Origin of the sequence: Haloglomus irregulare, assembly GCF_007421925.1 — an archaeon.
Classification (GTDB): domain Archaea; phylum Halobacteriota; class Halobacteria; order Halobacteriales; family Haloarculaceae; genus Haloglomus; species Haloglomus irregulare.
The window spans coordinates 139,320-162,517 of the sequence record NZ_QMDX01000007.1; the positions used below are offsets into that span (position 1 = coordinate 139,320).

Annotated in this window: 25 protein-coding genes; 15 read left to right on the top strand and 10 right to left on the bottom strand. The window is 56.0% G+C overall.

The features are described from left to right. Nucleotides 1-99: 99 nt before the first annotated feature. From DP107_RS12190 to DP107_RS12220, 7 genes are all read left to right on the top strand, one after another. A complete protein-coding gene (locus tag DP107_RS12190; RefSeq protein ID WP_144262430.1) occupies nucleotides 100-732 on the top strand; it encodes a helix-turn-helix domain-containing protein in 633 nt (210 codons plus the stop codon). A gap of 96 nt (nucleotides 733-828) precedes the next feature. Next, a complete protein-coding gene (locus DP107_RS12195; protein ID WP_144262431.1) occupies nucleotides 829-1,182 on the top strand; it encodes a DUF7344 domain-containing protein in 354 nt (117 codons plus the stop codon). A 76-nt stretch (nucleotides 1,183-1,258) separates the two neighbouring features. Continuing rightward, nucleotides 1,259-1,750, top strand: a complete 492-nt coding sequence (locus DP107_RS20105) for a hypothetical protein (RefSeq protein ID WP_185977295.1) — start codon at nucleotides 1,259-1,261, stop codon at nucleotides 1,748-1,750. Further along, the gene (locus DP107_RS20830) at nucleotides 1,747-2,607 is read left to right on the top strand and encodes a bacterio-opsin activator domain-containing protein (RefSeq protein WP_185977296.1); all 861 of its coding nucleotides are present in this window, start codon (nucleotides 1,747-1,749) and stop codon (nucleotides 2,605-2,607) included. Before DP107_RS20105 ends, DP107_RS20830 begins: the two co-directional genes overlap by 4 nt. Before the next feature lie 47 nt (nucleotides 2,608-2,654). Next, nucleotides 2,655-2,966 (top strand): HalOD1 output domain-containing protein, encoded by a 312-nt coding sequence (locus tag DP107_RS12210; RefSeq protein WP_144262433.1) that lies wholly within the window; start codon nucleotides 2,655-2,657, stop codon nucleotides 2,964-2,966. A gap of 154 nt (nucleotides 2,967-3,120) precedes the next feature. Next, complete coding sequence (locus DP107_RS12215) at nucleotides 3,121-3,420, top strand: DUF7344 domain-containing protein (RefSeq protein ID WP_202877398.1); 300 nt, start codon at nucleotides 3,121-3,123, stop codon at nucleotides 3,418-3,420. Nucleotides 3,421-4,006: 586 nt separating this feature from the next. Continuing rightward, the gene (locus tag DP107_RS12220; protein ID WP_185977297.1) at nucleotides 4,007-4,333 is read left to right on the top strand and encodes a ribbon-helix-helix protein, CopG family; all 327 of its coding nucleotides are present in this window, start codon (nucleotides 4,007-4,009) and stop codon (nucleotides 4,331-4,333) included. Between the two features lie 270 nt (nucleotides 4,334-4,603). Here DP107_RS12220 and DP107_RS12225 read toward each other — a convergent pair whose 3' ends face one another. The 6 genes from DP107_RS12225 to DP107_RS12245 form a co-directional block, all read right to left on the bottom strand. Further along, a complete protein-coding gene (locus DP107_RS12225; RefSeq protein ID WP_144262435.1) occupies nucleotides 4,604-4,927 on the bottom strand; it encodes a hypothetical protein in 324 nt (107 codons plus the stop codon). A gap of 194 nt (nucleotides 4,928-5,121) precedes the next feature. Then, nucleotides 5,122-5,250: a hypothetical protein gene (locus DP107_RS21130; RefSeq protein ID WP_272949840.1), complete on the bottom strand. Its 129-nt coding sequence runs from the start codon at nucleotides 5,248-5,250 to the stop codon at nucleotides 5,122-5,124. Then, nucleotides 5,247-5,450 carry a hypothetical protein gene (locus DP107_RS12230; protein WP_144262436.1) on the bottom strand — a complete coding sequence of 68 codons (204 nt, stop codon included), beginning with the start codon at nucleotides 5,448-5,450 and terminating at the stop codon, nucleotides 5,247-5,249. Before DP107_RS12230 ends, DP107_RS21130 begins: the two co-directional genes overlap by 4 nt. After that, on the bottom strand, nucleotides 5,432-5,662 hold the full coding sequence (locus tag DP107_RS12235) for a hypothetical protein (protein ID WP_144262437.1): 231 nt from the start codon (nucleotides 5,660-5,662) through the stop codon (nucleotides 5,432-5,434). Before DP107_RS12235 ends, DP107_RS12230 begins: the two co-directional genes overlap by 19 nt. A 320-nt stretch (nucleotides 5,663-5,982) precedes the next feature. Continuing rightward, nucleotides 5,983-8,475 carry an efflux RND transporter permease subunit gene (locus DP107_RS12240; protein ID WP_144262438.1) on the bottom strand — a complete coding sequence of 831 codons (2,493 nt, stop codon included), beginning with the start codon at nucleotides 8,473-8,475 and terminating at the stop codon, nucleotides 5,983-5,985. A 27-nt stretch (nucleotides 8,476-8,502) separates the two neighbouring features. Then, nucleotides 8,503-10,449, bottom strand: a complete 1,947-nt coding sequence (locus DP107_RS12245) for a COG1361 S-layer family protein (protein ID WP_144262439.1) — start codon at nucleotides 10,447-10,449, stop codon at nucleotides 8,503-8,505. A 597-nt stretch (nucleotides 10,450-11,046) separates the two neighbouring features. Between DP107_RS12245 and DP107_RS12250 the strand changes: the two genes are divergently transcribed. Further along, nucleotides 11,047-11,643, top strand: a complete 597-nt coding sequence (locus tag DP107_RS12250; RefSeq protein WP_144262440.1) for a TetR/AcrR family transcriptional regulator — start codon at nucleotides 11,047-11,049, stop codon at nucleotides 11,641-11,643. A gap of 93 nt (nucleotides 11,644-11,736) precedes the next feature. Here the strand turns inward: DP107_RS12250 and DP107_RS20110 are convergent, their stop codons facing one another. Further along, nucleotides 11,737-11,895: a hypothetical protein gene (locus DP107_RS20110; protein WP_185977298.1), complete on the bottom strand. Its 159-nt coding sequence runs from the start codon at nucleotides 11,893-11,895 to the stop codon at nucleotides 11,737-11,739. Between the two features lie 698 nt (nucleotides 11,896-12,593). On the opposite strand from DP107_RS20110, the gene DP107_RS12255 reads away from it, so the two are divergent. After that, the gene (locus DP107_RS12255; RefSeq protein WP_202877399.1) at nucleotides 12,594-14,246 is read left to right on the top strand and encodes a choice-of-anchor I family protein; all 1,653 of its coding nucleotides are present in this window, start codon (nucleotides 12,594-12,596) and stop codon (nucleotides 14,244-14,246) included. Nucleotides 14,247-14,619: 373 nt separating this feature from the next. On the opposite strand, the gene DP107_RS12260 is transcribed toward DP107_RS12255, so the two are convergent. After that, nucleotides 14,620-15,471 carry an IS5 family transposase gene (locus DP107_RS12260; protein WP_144262441.1) on the bottom strand — a complete coding sequence of 284 codons (852 nt, stop codon included), beginning with the start codon at nucleotides 15,469-15,471 and terminating at the stop codon, nucleotides 14,620-14,622. Between the two features lie 566 nt (nucleotides 15,472-16,037). On the opposite strand from DP107_RS12260, the gene DP107_RS12265 reads away from it, so the two are divergent. Further along, entirely contained in the window at nucleotides 16,038-16,931 is an 894-nt protein-coding gene (locus DP107_RS12265) for an MBL fold metallo-hydrolase (RefSeq protein ID WP_144262442.1), read from the top strand. Nucleotides 16,932-17,011: 80 nt separating this feature from the next. On the opposite strand, the gene DP107_RS21465 is transcribed toward DP107_RS12265, so the two are convergent. Next, nucleotides 17,012-17,344: a DUF6176 family protein gene (locus tag DP107_RS21465; protein ID WP_394348545.1), complete on the bottom strand. Its 333-nt coding sequence runs from the start codon at nucleotides 17,342-17,344 to the stop codon at nucleotides 17,012-17,014. 163 nt (nucleotides 17,345-17,507) lie between these two features. Beyond that, nucleotides 17,508-18,338, bottom strand: a complete 831-nt coding sequence (locus DP107_RS12275; RefSeq protein WP_202877400.1) for a hypothetical protein — start codon at nucleotides 18,336-18,338, stop codon at nucleotides 17,508-17,510. A 77-nt stretch (nucleotides 18,339-18,415) separates the two neighbouring features. Here DP107_RS12275 and DP107_RS12280 point away from each other — a divergent pair, with 77 nt between their 5' ends. From DP107_RS12280 to DP107_RS12305, 5 genes are all read left to right on the top strand, one after another. Continuing rightward, nucleotides 18,416-19,075 (top strand): helix-turn-helix domain-containing protein, encoded by a 660-nt coding sequence (locus DP107_RS12280; protein WP_144262443.1) that lies wholly within the window; start codon nucleotides 18,416-18,418, stop codon nucleotides 19,073-19,075. Between the two features lie 315 nt (nucleotides 19,076-19,390). After that, entirely contained in the window at nucleotides 19,391-19,666 is a 276-nt protein-coding gene (locus DP107_RS12285) for a hypothetical protein (protein WP_185977299.1), read from the top strand. Beyond that, nucleotides 19,663-20,091 carry a type II toxin-antitoxin system VapC family toxin gene (locus tag DP107_RS12290; RefSeq protein WP_144262444.1) on the top strand — a complete coding sequence of 143 codons (429 nt, stop codon included), beginning with the start codon at nucleotides 19,663-19,665 and terminating at the stop codon, nucleotides 20,089-20,091. Before DP107_RS12285 ends, DP107_RS12290 begins: the two co-directional genes overlap by 4 nt. Nucleotides 20,092-20,592: 501 nt before the next feature. Then, entirely contained in the window at nucleotides 20,593-21,291 is a 699-nt protein-coding gene (locus tag DP107_RS12295; protein WP_144262445.1) for a TIGR00266 family protein, read from the top strand. Nucleotides 21,292-22,492: 1,201 nt separating this feature from the next. Continuing rightward, nucleotides 22,493-22,891: a hypothetical protein gene (locus DP107_RS12305; RefSeq protein WP_144262446.1), complete on the top strand. Its 399-nt coding sequence runs from the start codon at nucleotides 22,493-22,495 to the stop codon at nucleotides 22,889-22,891. The last annotated feature ends 307 nt before the right edge of the window (nucleotides 22,892-23,198 follow it).

Here is a 23,198-nt window from a genome sequence, read left to right on the forward strand (position 1 = left end):
CTGCCGGCACCCACGCTCACCACAGCGCGTATCTCGTAACGCTTCACCGGTAGAATCGCATAGGGAGTATTCATATCACATGACACCGATACTGTGGGTATGAGCATCGTTGCCGAGTTCACTATCGATGGTGATGAGTTTCTCCTCGGTGAAGTACTAGCCTGGGACCCCGTCGCTCATATCGAGATGGAGCGCGTTGTCCCGGCGTCTCGACGGATAATGCCGTACGTCTGGGTACACGGAGACGAACTTGATCAGTTTGAGGCTTCGCTCCGCACCAGTAAGCACGTCTTAGACCTCACGCAGTTGGATCAGATAAACGGGAGTGCTCTGTACCGCATCGATTGGGAGGACAAAGCGGAGGATCTTATTGACGGAATTGCCGAAAGCAACGCGACTATTCTTGAAGCCCGTGGAAAAGGGGAATGGTTCTTTCGAATACGGTTCGACTCGCATGATAAATTTGTTCGCTTTAATGAGTTTTGCCAACAGCATAATATCTCGATTAAATTGAACCAATTGACCACGTTGACAGACAGAGAAGTCCTCCCAAGATTCGAATTGACGGACTCGCAACAGGAGACGGTCTTTCAAGCTGTCAGAGATGGATATTTCGAAGTTCCTCGTCGAACAACACTCGATGAGGTAGGGAGCAAACTCGGCATTTCTCAGCAGACCGCCTCAGAAAACCTTCGACGAGGGACCAACAAAGTTTTAAAAATCTGTTATTGAATCCGTCGTGAAGGCGTTCTCATCAAGCAGAGGTACTTATACAGACTTACATAACAGGCAAAGGGTTAGTAGAGGCTGCATCGATTTTCTGGTACAATGGCAACCGTTGACCGCGCGGAATGGAATGAGATCTATGCCGCACTGGCCCGTGACGAAAGGCGTGAGTTGCTCCGTTACCTCAAAGACGTGCAAGTGGCGCAATTCGAGGAGGTGGCACAACACCTTCTCAAGCGGGAGAATTGCTCTGCCGAGGAGAAACTCGACGCGCTGAGGATTAGACTTCACCACATGCATCTCCCGAACCTGGTGGAAACAGGACTTCTCACGTGGGACTCACATCAGAATCAGGTTACGCTGACTACACTAGGCTCACAGTTGCCAGATGAGCTGACAGATCCAAGTATGATACCGTCACCATCTGCAGGCGACAAAAAACGAGCATTAGACTGAAACTCCGGTCTAGCATGCCGACCTACGATAGTGCCATCGACGGAACCGTTATAGCGTGCCTTGTCCTAGGGCGTGTATGTCATCATCGGGTTCTTCCGGGGATATCTATGCCGAAACGCTGGCCGTCTTCGACCGGCGCGACGACCCCGCTGAGCCACTCACAACTCCAGAGGTGGCAAACTCGCTCGACGCGGCTCGACGTACCGTCTACAAACGCCTAGAAAAGTTGGCGAGCAGTGGTGAGTTGAAAACCAAAAAGGTAGGTGCCAACGCCCGGGTCTGGTGGCGATCCCATCCAGATGAAGGATCGTCAGTAAGCACGACCAATGCCCACGCGACGCCGACGCTGAGCAACGCCGAGCGCAGGGTCATCGAGAAAATCCTTGAAGTCAGTCCGATTAGCATCGTGGTGGTCGAGCCGTCCGGGGAGATTGCCTTCGCGAATCAACGGGCTGAAGAAACGCTTGAACTGGAGCGTGACGAGATCACCTCTCGAACCTACCACCACCGGAGTGGAAGATCTATCGCGACGACGGCACGCCTGTCAGCGAGGACGAACACCCCGTGACACGCGTTCTGGAGACGAAAGAACCCGATTACGGCTTCGAACACTGGATCGACCTCCCGAGCGGAACCGAACGCTGGTTGTCGAGCAATTCGGCACCTGTATTGAGTGAGGACGGAGATGTTGAATATATTGTTGTGGGATTCGAGGATACAACCCAGCTGAAAGAGCGCGAGGACAAGCTGACGAGCGATAAACGCCGGGGGCTCGGACTCTCTTCCAAGCAGTTATTCAGGCCGCTGCTCGACGTAGCTGACGGTGACATGCGCATCGAAGTTGACGAAGTCGTTCGACTCCAAGACGGGTCGGTCCTCAAGTACATCACCGGGAGGGGCATTTCGGCAAAGGAGTTGATAGACGTGTTCGATCAACTGTACGGTGTTAAAAACACACGACTGCTTCAGTCGGGCGCCGGTGAGTGCCGGGTTGAGGTCCACGTCGAGGCGCCGACCATGTCGCTAGTCTTTGCAGAGTTGGGGGGACAAGTCAAATCCCTGTTCCAGACTAACGGTGCTGCAGGCCCGCTCCTCACGGCTGAAGTGCCAGGAGATGTGGAACCGAGGACGGCCGTACAGGCCGCCCAGAAGGTGTATCCGGATATCCGATTAGAGTCACAGGAACTCCAGTACTCGCCGCGACTCCTCTACGACATCGTCGAAGACGTGCTTACCGAACGGCAGTTCACGTCACTGCGGACGGCATATTATGCCGGGTATTTCGAGAAGCCTCGGAAGAGCACCGGTGACGAACTCGCCGAGAGGCTGGGGATCACCCGTCAAACCTTCAATCAACACCTCCGGTTGGCTGAGGAGACCGTCTTAGAGCAACTGTTCGATGCGTCGGGGAAGGCTGCACGCTGACCAGTCAGTCCGACTCCTTACGGCTTCGGGGTACCTCCTTCGAAGTAATGAGTTCCAGTACCATACTGAGCACCATTGAATTCGATACGGAGAGCGAATACTTCCGAGCTACGTACGACAGTACGCGCGATTCGGCAAGTTTAGCGGTCGTTACTGTGGTTTCAACGGCTCTTGATCGAGATCCACTGAACCTGACACCACTCCAGTCTGTTATTGATACAGAATCACTTGACGAACTGGCTACGGAGACATTTAGCGGCCACGGTACCGTTGATAGCATTTCATTCTGCTACGAGGGGTTCGAGGTCACAGTGTTCGGTGACGGCAGTATCGAGGCTGACCCCACCGAGAACGCATAGGTGGCACCAATGCTTCCGTATCGCATTGTATGTGCTGACTGTGGAACGTTTCGAATCGGCCGGAAACGGATGTCCGGTGCGGATGTTATCCCGTATCAGGAAACGTGCTCGGAGTGTGGGCCCGAGTACTTTAAGATTGGAGGGACAACTGGAGATGAGTGAGCAGGCCACTTTGGATCATGAGGACTTCCGGACTGTGCTGCGGAAGCAACAGCAACGAGTGGTGGCTGCCGCAGCAGCAGAGGAGGCGATAGATGCGACGCCGATTCTTCAGGATGGGGAAGCGCTCCCCTGCGAAGAGTACGTCACGCTTGTGTATGAACTCCACCACGTCCATCTGCCCGAGTTACAGGCTGCCGGAGTGATTGAGTTTGACCGACGCGAAGAGACAGTGAGGCGAGGGCCATTTTTTGATGAGGGTCAGTCGCTGTTCAAACACGGTCACGACCGGTGAAAGCTGCCAGACTATAACCCACCGCTACGATGGCCTGGTCTCTTTCGCACTACTGTGAGAAAGACAGAAATCAGAATAGGACGTGACTCTTGCTGACTCACCCTCTGTATCGGTCACGGTATCCTCAGACAGTCAGTAATCGCACACATCGGAACATACGAGAGCCCACACTAATCTGTCTAGTATCTTCGTTACGATTCGAGCTTGACACTTCACGTCGTCGAGCGCGTCGTGCTCCTCGCCGTTCATATAGACTTCTGCGGCACAGGGGAGCGACCGAAATGTCCGCACATCGCGTTCGTCGCAGAACGCTCAGGGTTCGTCATCCCGACAGCGTCGAACGCGACGTTGAGGTGCTCGCAGTCGAGCGACAACGAATAGATTCCTCTCGTCGTTCTGAGAAAAGTCGGTAATTCACTTGTGAGTACGAAGGGGATCAACCAGTCAGGTAGGTGAGTCAACCCTACTGGACCTGTGTATTATGCCCTACCTTCGGAACACCACGCTCCGGGCGCTGCGTTCGACGCGCGACTGCCGCCTGTCTGCTAGGCATCTATGCACACCCGGTACGCACGGGAGAACACCGATGGAGAAGATTAGCGTCTCGCTGCGGCCCAACCAACTCGACCGACTGGAAACCCGCATCGAGGAAACCGACGCGGACAGCCGCTCGGCGGCGCTCCGGCAACTTCTCGACGAGTATGAAGATGTGACCGCCGAGTGTGAGGAGCTGCGCACCCGGTGCGAACGGCTGGAGCGCGAGAAGCGACTCGTGCTCGAGGAGCGCGAGGAGAAAGCCGAGCTGGCGCGGTACGCCGGGGAGCAGCGAACGCGCCAACAGCGGAAGGACGAGGCCGGGCTGGGTACCCGCGCAAAGTGGTGGCTGTTCGGGATGTCGGACAGCGAAGCCTGACTCTTCGCCCCCGCGCGTCATGGATAGAGTCGACCGGCCCCTCCCCGCCACAGGCCGGGCGACCACCCGGCTTCGGTTCCCCTCGGAAGCTTCGACAGAAGCGGGCGCTCCGGACAAGGGATACCTTCGCCGAGCGGGCCCGCTCACCAGGCATTCCTACCTGGCCAACCGGGGTCGCTCCACCCAGCCGACTCAGGCATTCGTACCCCGTGGGCCGGGCCGCATACCCGCGGCTGGCCGACCGCCGGCCTCGCGACCATCGCGACCGGCTCAGTCCGGCGGTCGAAGCCCGCCGACCGCCGACGGCGCCGGGGGCCCACTCGCTGCTGGCCCGCCGGCCGGGGCCGGTGGGCCATCACCCCTGCCGAGATCGGCGACCACCCGGACATTCCATGTATAGTATTCCTTAGACGGGGCCTGTCCGGGTGGGGTGGCGTCGACGGCCTCCTCCTGGTCAGGCAGCGACGCCTCGCCGGCGCCCGGCGCGCCAGCGGGCTCGTAGGCTTTCGCGACGCCGGGGTCGGCCCGGACGGTCCGGATGTAGCCGGCCTCGGCCAGCACGGCCAGCACCCGCCGGACCTGCCGCTTCGTCACGTCGACGGTGTCGGCGACGTCGGCGCGTTTTTCCGGCGTCCACCCTCGGGGTAGCGTTCGGCGTTCGGCTGTCTTCCGCGCCGCTCACCGGTCCGTACCTCCGGTTTCGCACTTCGGACACACGGCGCCGAAGGTGTCGTGCGTCTCGACGCGCTCGGGGCCGGGGTGAACGGGGCAGGTGTCGCGGTCGCGGGTCACGGCCACGGGGGCAGCGTCGCGCACGCCTCGCAGGTGACACCGCTCGCGAGCGCGTGGGTCGTCGCCGTCGTCGTCGCGCCGCACTCGTCGCACACCGCCGCATGCCGGTCGACGGTGTCGGTCACCGGTCGCCCTCGTCAGCGTAGCGGGCGGCCTCGCCGAGCTGGTGCGCGAACGCGCGCGCCTGCTCCAGGGCGAGCGACACCGCGACCTCTCCCGGACCGTCGACCGGGGCCGTGACGCCGGCACCGAGCTCTACATCGTCAGCGAGGGCCTGGTCGTCCAGCCCGACGACGAGAACCCGTATCAGACCGCGCTGTTCCAACTGCTCGGCGTATTTGCCGAGCTCGAAACGAAAATCGAACGCCAGAACATCAGCAAGGCATCAACGCCCGACTGGAGAACGAAGGGTATTACCACGGCCCGGCGCCGCTGGGCTTCGAGAAGACTGACGACCAACTTGTCAAGGCCACCGACTACCAGCGCGTCGTCGAGGTGCTCGACCGGGTCGCTCGCGGCGATCTCTCGCAGCGCCAAGCCACCACGGAACTGGACACCTTGCGCCGGACCGTCCAGCGCTCGATCGAGGACCGGGCCATGCTGTACGGATTGTAATCACGGCGAGGCTATACATGTCTGAGCTATTCTCTCCTCTCCGAGTAACGTGGATTCCCCTGCAGAGTCGCCACAATGTCGATGGGAGGATTTCGACCACTCAATCAAACACATGCTGAAATCCTTATCTAAACCACGTTGCCCCGCAACTCAGGCTGCTCAAACCGCACACGTTTTGTGTCAGAACTGGGGCAGGCGATTTGGACCGTAACAGGTCACGAGTATGGGTATTAGATCGCCCACTAGTTCGGACTCAATAGTGAGCGCGACGAAAGCAGTGCATCGAGCGTTGTCCGGCTATGATCCCAGATAACAATCGAGGCCGGGAGGACCAGTATGGACGCTATGAACGAATAAAGAACGCTGAGGGCGATCAGCAATCCAAACTGGCCCAGAATTGGAACAACCGCAAGGACGAGTACTCCGGTTCCGGACGTTGTGGTGACCATGCTGCCCGCTAATGCACCACCTGTTCCCTGGACGCTAATGTTGAGCGCTTCAATTACTCCGGTGTCGCCGCGGTACTCCTCGGAGAACCGGTGCACAAGGTGTGCAGAGTAATCGATACCAACCCCGATTCCGATCGATAATGTCGTCCCAGTGAGGACATTGAATGGGATATCTAAATATCGCATCGTCGCAGCCAAGGCGGCTATAGTGAGCAGTATCGGCACAAGATTCGCAACCCCCAATCCGGGACGACGTTCAAGCAACCAGTAGGCGAAAAGTAGGAACGCTGCAGACGCGAGAATTGCGAGCCCCAGGCTGACGTACGCCGATTCCGCGATTACATCCGAGACGGCTTTTAATACCACAACGCTACCAGTTGCAGTCCCCCCCATCCGGAATTCGTCCGCAACAGCTCTTGTATCGTCCGTCACTTCCTGTTGACTCGCATCAGACTCAACGGAGTACACGATGCGCGTTCGCGTGTAATCGTCAGTCATGTACGATTCCGCGCGGTCATCGTACGGCGAATCATACAGCGCGTTGTAGATAGTCAGGAGATTCTGATCGGGAACGCCGTTGCCGTTCTGGTCGTTCTGTGCGACGAGCCGACGGAACTCCGGCGAAGCACGCTCGTACCGATTAATTACAGTAAGTATACTTGTCGCGTCTGCACTCCTGCCGGCTGTAACAAAAGACCCCGGGGGATCCTGGTTCGCCCGGTGGATTTCCTCTAGCGCTGTTCCGTCCTGTAGCGATCCTTCAATATATATCGTGACTGTGTCACTCTCGCCGCTCTCGAACGTGTCTTCAAGCAGATTTATTTGTTTCGTGACTGTGTACTCACTCGGAGCGACAGCTTCTGGCAGCACCTCAACGTATCCGGGGGACTCTTCCGGAGGGAGGAACTGCTCATTGGTGAACCGGGTATCAATCCCGGTTCCATACGCCCCCATGGCCGCCGTAGCCACCAGTACGAGGGCAAAGAATATATATGGGGCTCGACGGGCGATTGTGACACCGACAGTTAGTGACTTCCCGACTGCGGAGTCCTCAGAGCCGATCGGAGCGATGCTGAATTCGGGGAGGCCGTATCGAACACGCTGCCGATCAATGAAGTGCTTGAATGACGGGAGAAAGATACCGAAAATGAGGAAGGTAAATATGATTCCGACACTAGCCACAAGCCCGAGGTCGCGAACCGGGCCGAGCTGACTGGTTCCGTTTGCGGCGAATCCCAGTACTGTGGTTCCTGTCACAATAAAGAACGCTGGGAGCAACTGGTCGGTTGCGGTCCGCATCGCAGGCGTGGGGGTGATGTCCTCAATTCGTTCCTCACGGTATCGGTTCACCGCGTGGATCCCGAAGTCAATCCCGATAGCAAGGAGCAGCGGCGGTACTGTAATCAACAGCTGGGTAAAAGGAATGCCGGCCCATCCCATGAATCCAAAGGTCCAGATGATCGCCATCGCAAGGGAGACGAGTCCAATCAGCAGATCAAACGGGTCACGGTATGAAATAATGAGGAAAAACAGTATCAGGACCACGGCAGCTGGGACAACGAGTCCCAGCGAGTCGGAGACAACACTGCTCAACTCCGCAGAAATGAGTCCACTACCGAAGACAGAAATATCACCGTCAACCGAACTGACAATGAACTCTGCCTCCTGTTGAATGGCCGTCAGTGGTGATGACCCTTCTGTCCCGGCACTGCTTGAAACACCTGAAACTTCGTGCGTAACAGTCGTCAGTGTTGCAGATGCCGACGGCTCACCTCGATTTAAATCGTTGCTGAGTAGCCCTACGACTGCCGGCTGGCGGTCAAGTGTGGTCTGGATAGCGGAGTTAATCTCCGTCTGTGAGGCTGCTTCTACGGCATCAATCTGCTCTGGGAGTGTGTTTGCGTTCGGGGCCAGCGTCTGGGCGACGGCCTGTGCGACACTTGTCGTTCCGACAACATTCTGTGATGCGCGCTGCGTGAGCCGGTTCTGTGCTCTCAGCATATCGAGAATAGCCGGCTTCGACAGGACGTTCTGGTCCTGTTGAATGAGCGTTGTAGAGCCAGTTCCTTCACCGAACGGTTGGCGCTCAAAGTTGTCGTTAACCTCGTCAAACGCTTCCTGAGCGGGAACACTCTCAGTGAACTGTGATGTCCCTGAGTCGGTCGCGGTCATACCGAAACCTGCCGACAGAAGAAGCGTTGTGATGATGAATACAGCGATGACTGTCGTGTCACGGTTGACAATCCAATCGTCCAGGATGTCAATATATTTCTGATAATCTAGCATTGTAATGTGAACACTATCCTCAGACGGTCACTGACGCCTGTACCAGACACCAACGCCAATAATCGCAAGGAGTCCAAAGCTACCGATTAGCCATAGTGGCGTTCCCCCGTCTCCGGACTGGCTTGTGACTGCAATCGGGAGACTATACGTGTCAGAAACCCGGGTTTCTCCATCAGGCGTCTCGTACTGGAAGTCTATGTTGAGCGGATACGTCTTCTCTAGCGCATCGCTACCCGCCGAAAGCTGAACAGAGACTGTTTCTGACTCACCGGGGGCCAGTTCAGTAATGAACGTTTCATCGTCACTACTGCTGAGAGGATCATTGACTGACGCCTTCCCTTCAATGCTCGTCAGCGTGTTGTTTTTTCTGTTGATTATCGTAACCGTGACTGACCGGTCTTGTCCCATGCCAAGCGTCGAATTCTGTATTTCGATGTCGAATTCGTCTCTGCTACCAACCACCTCTGAACGGACCTCAACTGTATCTGCTTCAACCCTGTCGCCGTTATCATCGCGGTAGCTCACGCCGAAGTCAAACTGCCGTGGGCCTGCCTCTGCGCTGTTGGATACATCAACGCCGAAACTGAAGTTAGCTGATTCGCCCCCATCAAGATCTCCAATAGCGTACTGTGACTCTTTTGGCGACAGTGTCGACTGCTGACTTTCCCATGCGATGACAACATTCTCAATATCACGCTCCCCAGTATTTGTGAGGGTTGCACTCAGTGATCCGTCTTCCCCGGCCTGAAGCGACGTCACGATGTTGGACACGTCGAAATTCTGTTCAGGCGCAGGACTGAGACTTAATTTCACATCGTCGTATGTGCTGGTATCGCCTTCTTGATCATCATACTGCACGTTAGCCGACAGCGCGTAGCTTCGGTCCTCGGAATCGGGGCTCGCCGTCGTGTCGACGCGGAGAGTCCGAACTTCTCCCGGGGCCCATGCTCCCACGTAAGCGGTTGTGGACGAACTCTCTCCAAATGTTATATCAGAATTATCTGAAATAAATGTGACAGAGGCATCATCAACAGTCAGCGGACCTGTATTACGGAGTTGCACCTCATAGGTACCTGTGTTACTGACCGCGACAGCACTAGTTGAGTTGACGACCAGAAACCGCTGTTCTGGATCAGGTTTGACTGCGACAGATTGGGCCACAGATTGCGTTCGGAGGCCCTCTTCGGTATCAAATGCGACAGAGAGACTAAATTCGTACGGCTCTGGTTGCGCGGTTTCGGGAGAACTCACACGGTAATTGAACGTCCGGATTTCTCCTGTCTCCCACTTATTAATGAATCGCGAAGCGGTATTACCGCCGCTCAACATGAGCTCCTGATTCTGTGATTTCAGCGTTACCGAAGCACTCCGTGCGGGGCTTTCCCCAGTATTTTCAACGCTAACTGCCACTGTGCCTGTGGATCCGACGCGTGCATTCGAATTGATATTGGTCACACTGAACGTAGCATCATCGGTAACATCAATTTCGATGGCGACCGTTTGAGTCTCTCTATTTTCGTCTCGGCTCCCTGTTATCTCGTCAATCTCATTTATATACTCGTACTCAAGCCTCAGTTGCGCGTCGTACGTTCCGGGACTAGCGTCTTCATCTACGCTGATATCGAACGGTACTGTCATTTTCGGCCCAGCCTCTAACCTACCGAGACTGCGTTTTGAGTTCTTGACAGATATAGGTGCGTCACTGGATTCGAGTGACACAGTGAGCCCTTTTGCCGTGGTTACCTCGTTATTTAATGCTGGGTTTTGAGCAGAACCGCTGTCAAGATCTCCGGTGTTGACTAATGAAATTTCTATACTCTTTTGTTCGCCCGGAGTAACTGTATTATCATCAAGCGTTGCCATGATATCGGGGCTCCCAACGACCGAAGTGGTTGGACTCCCAATGACCGTTCCACTGACAAGAGTGATTCCGATTACAACCAGAATTAGCAGCCTACTCCGTCTAGAGAACATTCGTGCTCTGACTAAATGTTCAGTCATAATAGTACTTTCGTGTCTTTGAGGTCACGCGGAATCAGTCGTCAGAGAGTTTGAAACGACAGATCCATATAATTTGCAAGGGTGAAAACTTGAGACTTACTAGATATATGACGAAACTATAGACGTTGACAACGTTAATTTATTGAAAATAGAATTGATATATCTATCTCCTGCCATGTCTATTACTCAACACAGTAATAAAATACAGCGCAGGTGACCTCCTCCCCGTCGTAAACGACGGGGCTTCCCACAAGCCGAAGCCCGCTGGGGGTGGGAATTTACATTTGCACACCGACGGGGGTGCTGGCAGGGCCACGCCGCCGTTACTCCTATCCCGCGGTGGGGTCGAGGTTCTGCCCCGCTGATTCGGAGTTATCTTGGTTGTTTTACGTCGGTTAGCACACAATACGGCCATTGAACACCTAAATCTACCGTGCGGCGATTCACGCCCGCCCTGAAGCGCGGGATTCTCTCGCCTAATGAAGATAGATTACGTGCTCTGCGTCAAGAATGGTGAAGTTATAAACCACCTGGATTGTAGTAGACAGGTGAAGCACGGTCAAAATAGATATGACTGATAGTATATCGTTCTTCCAGAATCCAGAAGATACTCGAGAGGAGATGCTTGAAGCCACATTCTACGCCTTACGTCGGCATGGATACGCAGATCTTACTATTTCAAAAATAGGTAATGAGTTGGGAAAGAGCCAGTCCGTTATATATTATCATTATGAAAACAAAGATGAGCTGTTAGTAGACCTTCTGGATTATATGCTGGAACAGGTTGAGAATCAGGTTCCGCCGCCCAGTAAGTCTCCTGAAGAGTATATTAAGATAATTATTGATGAAATATTTGGCAGTAACAGCAATAGTGTACGGGTTTCGCAGGTTGTAATTGAATTGCGAGCGCAAGCAGCACACAACGACGATTACACCCGCCTCTTTCGCAAGAGCGATAGCCTCATTCAAAGCCAGATCGCCCGTACCATCCAAGCGGGCGTTGATGAGGGCGTATTTGATGTTGACGACACATCTCAGACAGCCGCGCTGTTCCACACAGTTTTAATCGGTATTCAGGCAGAACAAATTACCAGCGATGACAAAACCATTGACCATGTAAAAGACGAGTTTCAACGATATGTCGAGCAGTGTTTATTTTCTGAGTGAGTTTATTGTCGCGTCGCGCTGCGCGATTAATTGGTATCAAGCGAGACTTGTGACCGGCCCCTGTCAAGGCGGTTGCGACCGATCCAGCAGTAGTCATTCGTCAACGATCTCCACGTGGAACGCGTTCCCAGGCTCAGTGAACCAGGCGAGTTTCTTTCCGTTGAGGTCGTTGGCGTCAGCGAGGGCCCGAGGGACAATGGTGCGATACTGGCTGTTGGTGGACTGATTGACGGTGGTTTCGTTGCCAGCCATGGATAATGGTAAGGTTAGTATTAGTTTGAGTCTCGTGGAGGGTGGCAGGGAAACCGGGGTTTCCATGACACCAACCCACACGAGTAATCGCCCGCCACACCGCAAACTCGTCCCACAGATGTCCATACCAACATACAATTCATCTGAACGCAAATCCGATTAGGCCCTCGCCGACTGACAGGACAAGCCTGCTGAATATAGAGGATGTAGTCAGCAAGTGGCTGTGACAAACGTATTCATCAAAACAGGAAACGGCATGGCTTCGACTGCAGATAGCACGCGAACCCTGTGGCGTACTCGCGCTGTGTATGCAGTACGACCGCCGAAACCTATCACCGTTTGAGGATTTCAACAAAGCCACTTCACGCATAAGATAATCAAACGTAATAAATCAGTGATCTCGTCAACTAATGCGTACAGTCCACCCAGTCCGACCGGTTTGTTACAACCGGTGCGAGCATAATCAACGTCTCAAAGCGGTCTATGCTCTCAAAATCACCTTCTAGAACTCAACAACGTACTTTTCAAGAGCAATATATACGAATTCACAGACGCCTGTTCTCAGTTATAGAGATATTATAATAGAACATGTTATGTCGCTCGGCAACTATCCTGTGACTCGAAAGGATTTCACCCCAAACCGTCGGGGTTTCGTCGGACTACTGGCTGCCGCAGGTATCCTACCCGCGTCTCAGCTAATGGGCGCACAGACGTCCGGACAGTCGTCGGGGAACGGCAGCGACGGCGGACAGCCCGAGCCAGCCCCCGAGGATGTTGAGACGATTCGGCTTGACCGGATCGGCCGGTACGCGACCGGTGAAGCGCTGGGCGGGGCCGAAATCGTCTCGTATCAAGCCGGCGATAGCCGGCTGTTCGTGGTCAACTCAAACGCAGGACAGGTCGAGGTGCTTGACCTCTCGGACCCGACCGACCCGACACAGGACTCGATACTGGAAGCCAGCGAGCTTGTTGCCTCGGAGGGAAGTGTCGTCGACTCCGTTGGCGGTACGAACAGCGTCGATGTGCGTGGGGACATTGTCGCAGCGGCTATCGAAGCCGACCCCGCAACCAACGACGGGGCCGTAGCGTTCTACGACGCCGGCTCTCTAGAGTTTCTGAACGCAGTCCAAGTCGGACCCCTGCCTGATAAAGTCACTATCAGTCCGGACGGCAGCCATGTCGCCGTCGCCAACGAGGGCGAACCGGGTGCAGAGACTGACCCTGCCGGCTCCGTGACTATCATCGATATCGAAGATGGCGTCGAATCGGTTAGTGCCTCAACGGCGACATTCACTGAGTTCGACGGCCAAGAGCAAGAACTCCGCGAAGAGGGTATCCACATCGTTTCGCAGGCCGAGGAGCCTGCGACGTTCTCCCAGTCCGTTGAACCCGAGTTCGTCACCTTTGCGACCGACTCCCAGAGCGTCTTTGTCTCCCTGCAGGAGAACAACGCTATCGCGACTATTGACGTCGACTCGGCGTCGGTGACCAACGTCGACGGCTTGGGCTTCAAGAATTTCTCGCTGCCGGGCAACGAATTAGACACCAGTGATGCTGATGGCCCGAGCCTCCAGCGCTGGCCGCTACTGGGGATGTATCAGCCAGATGCAATTGATGCTTACGAGGTCGCCGGCCAAACTTATATTCTCACAGCCAACGAAGGTGATGCAAAGGATTTCGAGGTAAGTCTTCTCGGTGACCTCGATCTTGATCCCGCAGGCTTCGAACTGTCGGAAAACCCCTACGTCGACACCGTCGAGGAACTCAAAGAACCTCAGAATCTCGGCAATATGGAAGTCAACGAGGCGGCCATGGCGGAGTTCGCTGACCCCGACGAGCAAGGCGTCTACACTGATATCTATGCCATCGGCACGCGCTCATTCTCCGTCTGGGAGCCGACCGCTGACGGGCTCCAGCGAGTGTTTGACAGTGGCAACCGATTCGAGCAGGAGTTCATCGAGCAACACCCGGACGGACACCTAAACACCGTCGAGAGCGGCCCGGAGACCGAGAGCATCGAACTGGGACAGGTCGGCGACCGAACGTTCGCCTTCGTCGGCCAAGAGAAAGGCAGCGGTATCGTCAGCTACGACGTGACGACGCCTGGCAACCCCCGCTATCTCCAACTCGCCGTCAACCGCGATTACGGCGTGAGCGAGGACGACCTCGCCGCAGCCGCTGAGGAAGACCCGGACGGGGACAACCCCGCGCGGGCCGGCGACTTCGCCCCGGAGGGCGTCAACTTCGTCCCGGCCGGTGACAGTCCCATCGACAACCCGCTGCTATGTGTTGGCTACGAGGTCAGCGGCACTGTCGGTGTTTTCGAGGTCATTCCTGAGATGGGTGCGTAGGCCGAACTGCGGCGACAGCTCTTGATCAGGGCCAAATTCACGCGCAGGTCGCGAGATCTCCGCCGGCGGACCGAGCCCGATTGCGCTTGACTGTCTGTGGTGGCTTTTGTGGGTGGTCAAAACAGCGACCGCACGGGCGTCGGTAGGAAACAATATTAATCGGTGCACTCTTGTGAATTAAATTGTTTACAACGAGAGTTCCGGCCGAAAGTCGAAGAGGCTAATTACGGCGCATTAACTGCTTCGCCGGTGCGCCCAACACGTCTTCGTAGTTATGATGTCTGTTAGGTTGAATGATTGTCCAAAGTAGAATTCACAAAAACCACCTGTGCTAAATGTACCCTCTATATTCAGCAGTCCATTCCTCTCAGCATTAGGGACATTCGCTCTCTTCACCCGAAATAGCGAGGCTTCGTTCTAAGTTGTAAACGACGCACTTGATGACGAGTTCCCGGAACTGCTTCCACCACCGGCGTGACCGCACGAAGGCACCGAATTTCTGTTTGATTACCGCATTGACTGTCTCGTTCATGTTTCTACGATGGTAGAGGTCGCTATCCAGCCGTGCATTCCACGCTTTGTGGAGTGTGGTGAACTCACGATGCTTGATGAGTGGTCGAATATTGTGATCACGGGCGAGTCGCCGGAGTTTTTGATCGTCGTAGCCCTTGTCACCGGTCAAGATCGAGATGGACTGTGCGTTCCGCTTCACTACCTGTGGCGCGATCTGCGTATCGTGCTTCCGCGTTGTCGTCACGTGAATATCGAGCACCGCGTTGGTTGCCGTATCGACCAACAACGTCGTCTTCAACTGCTGGATAGTGAGGTTCGTTCGCTTCGTGTAGTGAGATGAGGCATGGGCCCGTTCGAATCCGGACGCATCGATGCCGGTGACACCGTTCAGCGGCAAGTTCGAAAGTGAGACGTTCAGCAGAACCCGCCAGACGGCCATCTCCAAGCGGTCAAAAGCCTTGCAGAGTGTCGAGGGTGCGGGGATCGAATCGAGATCGAGGGCGTCACGAATGCGAGGCATCTCGATGAGTTCGTCAACGAGGTCGCGGTACGTGGTTGTCTTCTTCACCTTGAGACAGAGCAGAACGACGTGCTGGCGGAGCGTAAACCGCTTCCGTGAATATCGAGTCGAAAACCGTGCAACAGCACGGCGAGCCACCACCATAGCCCGTTCAACGAAACGGAGAAGACGTGACTTCGGCAGGGAATCCATCCTGTCTCAGACTACTCGTCCATCATGTTTGCCAGCAAGGGTTTCAACAAGGCCATCGATTTGAATTATAGCAGTGAATACGCCCCGCAGACCCAGAAGTGTTCGGTGGGACGAGCAGTCTGCCAGCCTGCCCCGAAGTCAGGGGCGTGGAATGCACCACTCCGACTCCCGTTTGGGAGCCACCTGAGAAAGCCCCTCGTCAGAAAGGGAGGGGCGTGAGGCTTTCCTGTGGGAGTGGGAAGTGCGGCGGTCTACCGACAAGCCACCCCTTCGGCGGTGGGTTGCTGAAAATCAGGCGCCACTGGGGCTCAATTCGTGGTACAGACGGGACATGTTTAGCTACTTTTTTCTCCGCAGGTGGCCACATCAGCGACTGTGTTGCTGAGGCATCTTGCTGAGAACCAGTTTCTATCATTAGATTGGGAGTCTTAACGAACTCTCAAAAATGAATGATTCCAAAGGCAGCTACTGAATACAGAGGATGCATACACCATCGGAACCTCCATCTCGCCCTGACCAAGGGGCCTACCCGAACGGATTTGCCGGCCGCGGCTGAAGGGCCGCCCATGACTACTTTTCAGGTCGCCGACGGCGTCCACGGTATCGACGCCGAGCTATTCGATTTGGGGTTCCTCTCAGCCTACCTATTCAACGACGCGGAACCGACGCTGGTCGACCCTGGCCACGCCGCTGGCGCCGAGACAGTCCTCGACGGCGTCCGCGACTGTGGTGTTGACCCCGCTGACATCAAGCACGTCGTCTGCTCGCACGTCCACGTCGACCACGCCGGCGCGGCGAGTACTATCCTCGATGCCGCGCCCGAGGCCGACGTGTACATTCACGAGATGACCGCCCCTCACCTCGCGGACCCCAGTGAGCTGATCGCCAGCAGCCGCGAGGCCATGGGTGAGTACTTCGACCACATGGGCGAACAAGGCCCGGTTCCCGAGGACCGCATCGAGATGGTATCGAGCGACGGGACGACGCTTGACATCGGTGCGAATACGCTCGAACTGCGCCACCTCCCCGGGCACTCACCAGACCACTTCGCAATCTGGAACGCGGAGCGGGACCTCCTGTTCGCCGCGGAGTGTCTCGGCGGCTACCTCGAACGCGCCACCAATTTCTTCCCGCCCTCGACGCTCCCGAACTTCGACGTGGCGCTCATCGAGGAGGCCATCGCTCACCTGCAGGAACTCGACCCCGAACACGTCCTGTTCCCGCACTTCGGGGCCTGGCCTGGCGACTCCGCCGCGGTCTTCGAGCACGCCGAACGCGAACTCCACCGCTACGACGAACGCATCCTCGCACTCCACGACGAGACGGGGGCAGCCGAGGAGACGAAAGCCCGCGTCCGTGCTGACCTGATGGACATTTCCCCACCCTACGACCCCGCTGTCGCTGAATTCTACACCAGCCTCGTTACCGACGGCTACCTGAAGTACCACGACCGGTTGTGAGTCGGCCGGCTGCGAGAGAGAGTCTATCCCGTGTCCTGTCCGATTAGTACAGGACAAGTCGGTCAATACAGAGAATGAGCTCACTGTGGAGAACTACGGGCGATTTGGATTTTGAATAAGGTAGAGAGGGTCGATCTTTTTTTCGGTTGGTCCTTGTCCACTATTTCGGAGAGAAACTGTTGGAATTCCCGATCGATGTCGTGTGAGGACTGCTTAGCAGTTTCATGCGCTGCTTCAAGATCGTCTGCTTTCATAAAGAAGCAAATATAATCACCGTGCTGACGCGATTCCAGGAATGCTGCTTCCGAATATGCTGCTTCATCCTGAAGTGTTTGTATTGCTTCGTTACGACGGGACTGAACAGTTTCTGTCCACCCGTATACCGCTTCCTTTTGTCGGTTTTGAGACGGTATCTAATAAACTAAATTCTGCCATCATTGAATCATTGTATCTAGCTAAAATTATTTCCAGGGGGTGCTGAGGCGGAATATGCGTGCTCAATGGGCATCTCTTGATGCGTGGCTATCCTCGAAGTCCATTGAGCAGAGGCGGAACGATAATTCCGACTCCGAGGAGTCAGGTGAACAGCGGCATGACCCCCAGTGCGAGAGTCGCTGCAAGTATCAGTACGTATCCACTGGCAACTGCAAGTACAATCCGGCGTGCCTGAGCGACCGCCTCGCCGTCGCGGCCACCAGCAGCGAGGTAGCCAGCCAGCGGCAGCACCTGCAGTGCGTGCAGACCGACGAAGTGGGTGAAGCGGAAGCCACCGATGACCCGCCAGCCGACACCCGGAACCGTCAGTCCGGTGGTAGCAAGGGTCCGGGACTGGATGGCAATCATGATACCTCCCTCGACTGCGCCGACGACGAACACGCCAATTCCCAACAGGATTCCAGTAGCAAACGCCGGATGAACGGCAAACTCACCGCGACGCGCCCGGATGGCGAGGAGTAAGATACTGCCGGTCACGATGACGATGGTCACACCCATCACGGCGCCAATCGCCGCATCAAGGGGCGTCGCACGATTGAAATGAGAGCCGACGCCGCGGGCGGCCTGGCCCCCGATGAGCGCAATCTCCATCAAGAAGCCGCCCCCGACGATTAGTGACACACGCCGACGGAATCGAGGCTGGACTGGAAGATGCATGCCCAGCCAGCTGAGGGTTGCGCTGACGAGCGCGATTGAGCCGGCGAACTTCGCGGGCTTGAGCCAGGCGGGTTCGCCATTTATTGTCGCCGGGTCAAGGACAATTCCAGCGCTAAACGCCACGAACAACACTGCGTTGACCGCTGCTACACCGGATAAAATTGGATTACGATTCCAGAGTTCCTTGGCGAGTGTGCGTGGATCCCAAGCCGCCGTCTGTCGCGCCCTCTGCGGTGTTGAGACGTCTGGTCCCATAATTTGATGTCGGTCGGCAACCGAAGTATCGATTAGCCCAACATGTTGGGATTATCCGGTCACGGAGGGCGGTGCCGGTGATTGGTGCGCGATTCCGTATCCGTCTCCCGCCGAACCTGTACATCAATGATTTATCCCAATCGTTTCCTGACGCGACCTTCCGACTCCTGTCAGGTGTCCGAACCGGTGACACTGCGAGCGAAATCGGTGAGGCCATCACTGCTGACCCCGGCGCGGCCGCGTCGGCGTTCCGAGCACACGACGCAATCTCTAGGTTCGAGGTGTTGAATCAGACAGACGACCGGCTGCTCACGACATACGAGACGACCGACATCGATCTGTACGCATTCGTCGAGGACGTGGAATTCCCACCCGAGTTCCCGATCGAAGTCCGGAGCGGTCACTATGAGTTCGACCTCACTGGCACTCGTGCGGAGTTCGACCAGTTCCGGGAGGCACTCGAGGACATCGGTATCCCCTATGAGCTCCTGTCGGAGGTGGGCGAGGAGCGCTCAGATCGCCTGCTGACACGTCGGCAGGAGGAACTGCTTGCCGCTGGTCTCAGAGAGGGCTACTTTGAGGTACCGCGTGGGTGTACGCTGGCTGACCTCGCTGATATGATGAATATCGATAAATCGACTGCAAGCGGCGTTATCCGTCGTGCACAGGCACGCCTGATTAGGTGGTATCTCACCGGTGTGGGAGGACGAACCGCACTCTCCAAGGACCACGGCTGATAGCGAATTCAAGTCCCGTGAGGAGTCGACCTGACCGAGGAGACACGGGTCGTATCCAATTGGCACTGTTTCGATCGTTCTGCAGGCGCGCACGCCGATGCTCGAGATGCTGCCCGACTGGGTTCGTCGAAACCCACGCTCGGTAATCACCCGGCAATCGTGCGATGTACACCCCCTGTATGCAGTAGCGTCTGAACAGTTATCGAACTGTTGTAAAAAACTGTCTGCTGAATATAGAGGATGGGTACAGCAGAAGGTGGCCGTATCGGCGGGGTGGTGGAAAGGTTTACCGGGTAGTAGATTCTACTAGTCAGTATGGCGACCTCGGTGAAGATGGACGACGACACGAAGTCCCGTCTCGAACGGTTACAGGCCGAGATTCGACTGGAGACGGGGCGGCGAGTGACCCAACAGGAGATCCTCGCCCGGCTCGTTGAGCGTGCCATCGAGTCGAAGGCCGACCTCATCGACTCGTTCCGCGAGGACCGGGTGCCGCTTGCTGACGCCGACCGTGAGAGATTTCACGATGGGATGGTCTCATCAGGCGTCACCACGACCGAAGACGATATCGACGACGTGCTGTACGGATGAGTGTCTTCGTCGATACCGGCGTGTTCTTCGCGCACCACGATACGGACGCGGCTCGGCATGACCACGCCGTCGATGCGTTCGATGCGGTGCTCGATGGTGAGTACGGACAGCCGTACACGAACGACTACGTCTTCGACGAAACGGTGACGCTTACGCGTACTCGGACGGGGTCGTTCGAGGCCGCAAACACCGTCGCCAGTCGCATCCTCGGTGAAGAGCCATTTCCACGCGTCTTCGAGCTTCTCCACGTCCACCCGGACGATGTTCAGGCGTCCCTGGAAGCGTTTCGTCGATACGACGACCACGACATCAGTTTCACCGACGCGTCGATCGTCGCGCTGTGTGAGTCACGTGGCATCGACGCGGTGTTGAGTTTCGACACGGATTTCGATGGACTCATCGACCGCATCGAACCGGGAAGCTGAGCGGCGTCTCGGGTGGCGTATCCAATGGTCACCAATCTGCCAGATTTCGCGTGCTGCATACAGAGGATGTAGTCAGCAAGTGGCTGTGACAAACGTATTCATCAAAACAGGAAACGGCATGGCTTCGACTGCAGATAGCACGCGAACCCTGTGGCGTACTCGCGCCCTGTATGCAGCAGTGGATCCGGAACCTCTCATTGCTTGAGAACTCCCTCGTCTCGTAATCGGGTTGTACGCAGTGCAACCACGCAATTGGCTCGCTGTCTGTTCGCTGTTGCTGGGGCTGAAACAGTGGTACACAGTATATACCCCTACACTCCAATCGACTACCTACAGATGAGATTCAATAGGAAGCAGATAGCTGGCATAACCGCTGTGGCACTCACTGTAGTGTATAGCCTTCGCCGCTGGCGTGATGACTCCGCCACTGTAGACGACTCCGAGTTCGAGCCTGAACAGACAGCTCCAATTGCGGACTGATAACCGATCGAAATACCACCAATGGACTACGAATTCTCACACCGACCGTCGTACACGCACTTGACCGTCTCACTACAACAGGGTGAATCAATCATCGCTGAACCCGGTGCGATGGTCGGTCACTCGACGAGTGTTTCTGTTGAGACTGAAACGAGCCGCGATGGGTTGCTCAGTTCAGCCAAATCGATGCTGGGCGGCGAATCGATGTTTACCAACACGTTCGTTGCCAGAGAGGGGTCAGGACAGGTTACCCTGGCACCGCCAACACCAGGAGACATGATGGCCCACGAACTCAGGAATGAAACACTGTATTCGACTGACGGGGCGTTTGTCGCCGGAACAGAAGGTATTGATATCGATTCGGAGGTCGGTGGCCTCAAATCGATGCTCAGCGGGGCTGGAATCACGCCGCTCGCACTGAAAGGCAGCGGCACAGTGTTTATTGACGCCTACGGCGGCCTTGAGAAGTTAGAGTTGGCCGCAGGCGAATCGTACGTTCTGGATAACGAGCATCTTATCGCGTGGGATGACACGATCGAGTACTCCACTCGACGGGTTGGCGATCTAAAATCAACGCTGTTGAGCGGTGAAGGGCTTGTCTTCGAGTTTACTGGCCCTGGGACAGCGTGGTACCAGACCCGTGATATGGACTCACTGGTGGAGGTCATCGCTCCGCGACTGCCGAATCAGGACTCAGGCAACGGCATTGAGTTGGAATAAATGGTTGCCTGAATGCAGTATGAACCGGTGGTGCAGCGGCGACCAAAATTTGTGGACGTAAACTACTACGCGACCTCATGCGGTAGTCCGGAGCCATCTAACCTGTTTGCTGAGCAGTTAGCAGAGAATACTAACGACCGAACGTGTCAGTAAAAGTTGAAACGGTAGTGAGTGATTACTCTCGTTCATCTAACACTGTGAGTCGTTCAGATCGAGTAATCGGACTCACTATACCCAGTCTCATCGCTATCTGATTCGATTACGGTTCCCGGTGAATCTCCTTGTCGTTCAGAACTTCCTGAGTCAGTTGTGGATGCCTCTGATGATTCTGTAGTGAGGGCAGCTCTGGGACTACGCCCGCGATATCTACCAGCATTCGGGCGTTGCAGAAACATGCAATATGTCGCACATCAAGGCGCACTACTACCGGAGCCACGAGGATTTCAATCCAACCGGATTTGTCCGAGTTGGTTCCGAGAGTGAGTGGTCGGACTCCCCCATTGAGACCAGCTCACTAACTCAAAAATCACATCGATGTAGAACCAATCCACTAAGGCTCGCGTAAGACACGCGCGATGTATTCAGCACTTGCCGTTGTAACTATGGTGTCATAGAAGAGCTGCCATGATGTTTATCTCGTGATTTTACAGCCAAATCAGCCGATAGAATATCCCTGCGTGTTTTTTTAGGTTGGTCGTATTCGAGTCCGTGGACTAAGCCGGGGTAACGCTGTAGACTCGCGTCCCAATATAATAGAACATACTGACTGTATAGCCCAATACACCGAGCGTTGCGAGTACTGCTCCGATGAAGACCGCTGAGCCCCCAAGCTGAGAATTCCACCCACAGTTAGGCCAGCCAGGGCAAATCCGAGAGCTCCACTCCCCGCAGTGAGGGCTGGTGCCCATGCTCCAATCTTCACAGCCCCGAGAGCAGTCACTCCCGCAATCCCCGCGAAGATGAGTGGCGCGTCAAGACCGAGCGGGACGACACCCATTAGAACTGCCCAGTACGCTCCGGCTGAGAGAACGAACAGTCCGAGCGGCGTGAGTATCGCTCTGAGTCTCACCTTTTCCATATACTCGACGACGAGAGTGGGTGATAAATAACCTAATGCTCTGTTTCATGTAGAACCACACGTGCATGCTCTGTACTGAGCGATTCCTGTGCATGTGTGAGAAGACTTCTATGACCCCCTCGTGTGTCTTGTAATCGTGTCGGAGGACAACTTGATGAGGATAATCCGACATGGAAGCGAGACGGAGACGCCCCCGCTCGTCGAGATCAATTCCTCCAACTACCAGGAGATGATGTCTGTCAACAAGCGCGGACGCGATTCCTTCCCGACGAGGAGATTACCGAGATATACTACCGCACGGTGCCCGGCCGCGTGCGGATCGTTGCTGGACGGCCGCCGGAAAGAGGGCAGACCTATGCGGCGCAGGACACTGGCAACGGACGCAAGATTGCCGCGGCTTACGCGCTGCGAGCGGCCGGCGTCGGTGCGGGAGAACTCGATGACCCCGACCCCCGGCCGTGTGCGCCGGTTGAGGGAACCGCTGCTATCGAGTTCTCCGTCGAGGACCTGCTCGACGACTGACCGCGCCCCCCCTTTCTCTCCCGTCGCTGTTACAGGCCACGCGCGCGCTTACGCGACCCCAACCGCGTAAATCCGCTCAGAAAGTGTAACAAGTGTAACGAGGGCCGCTACCGCCGGTTCTGAAGGGGTAGAGCGGTTCCGGCCGAAGTGTAACAAGTGTAACAGCGGGGTAGACCCCACTGAGCGGCCTGTTTCGCCTCTTACCTCTCCTTAGCGGTGTAATTTAGACATACAGACTCTCTACTTCCCACCCATGCTGTCTGAGCGGACGCGCGCTACGCGCTACAAACCGGCGGTGGGGTCGCGT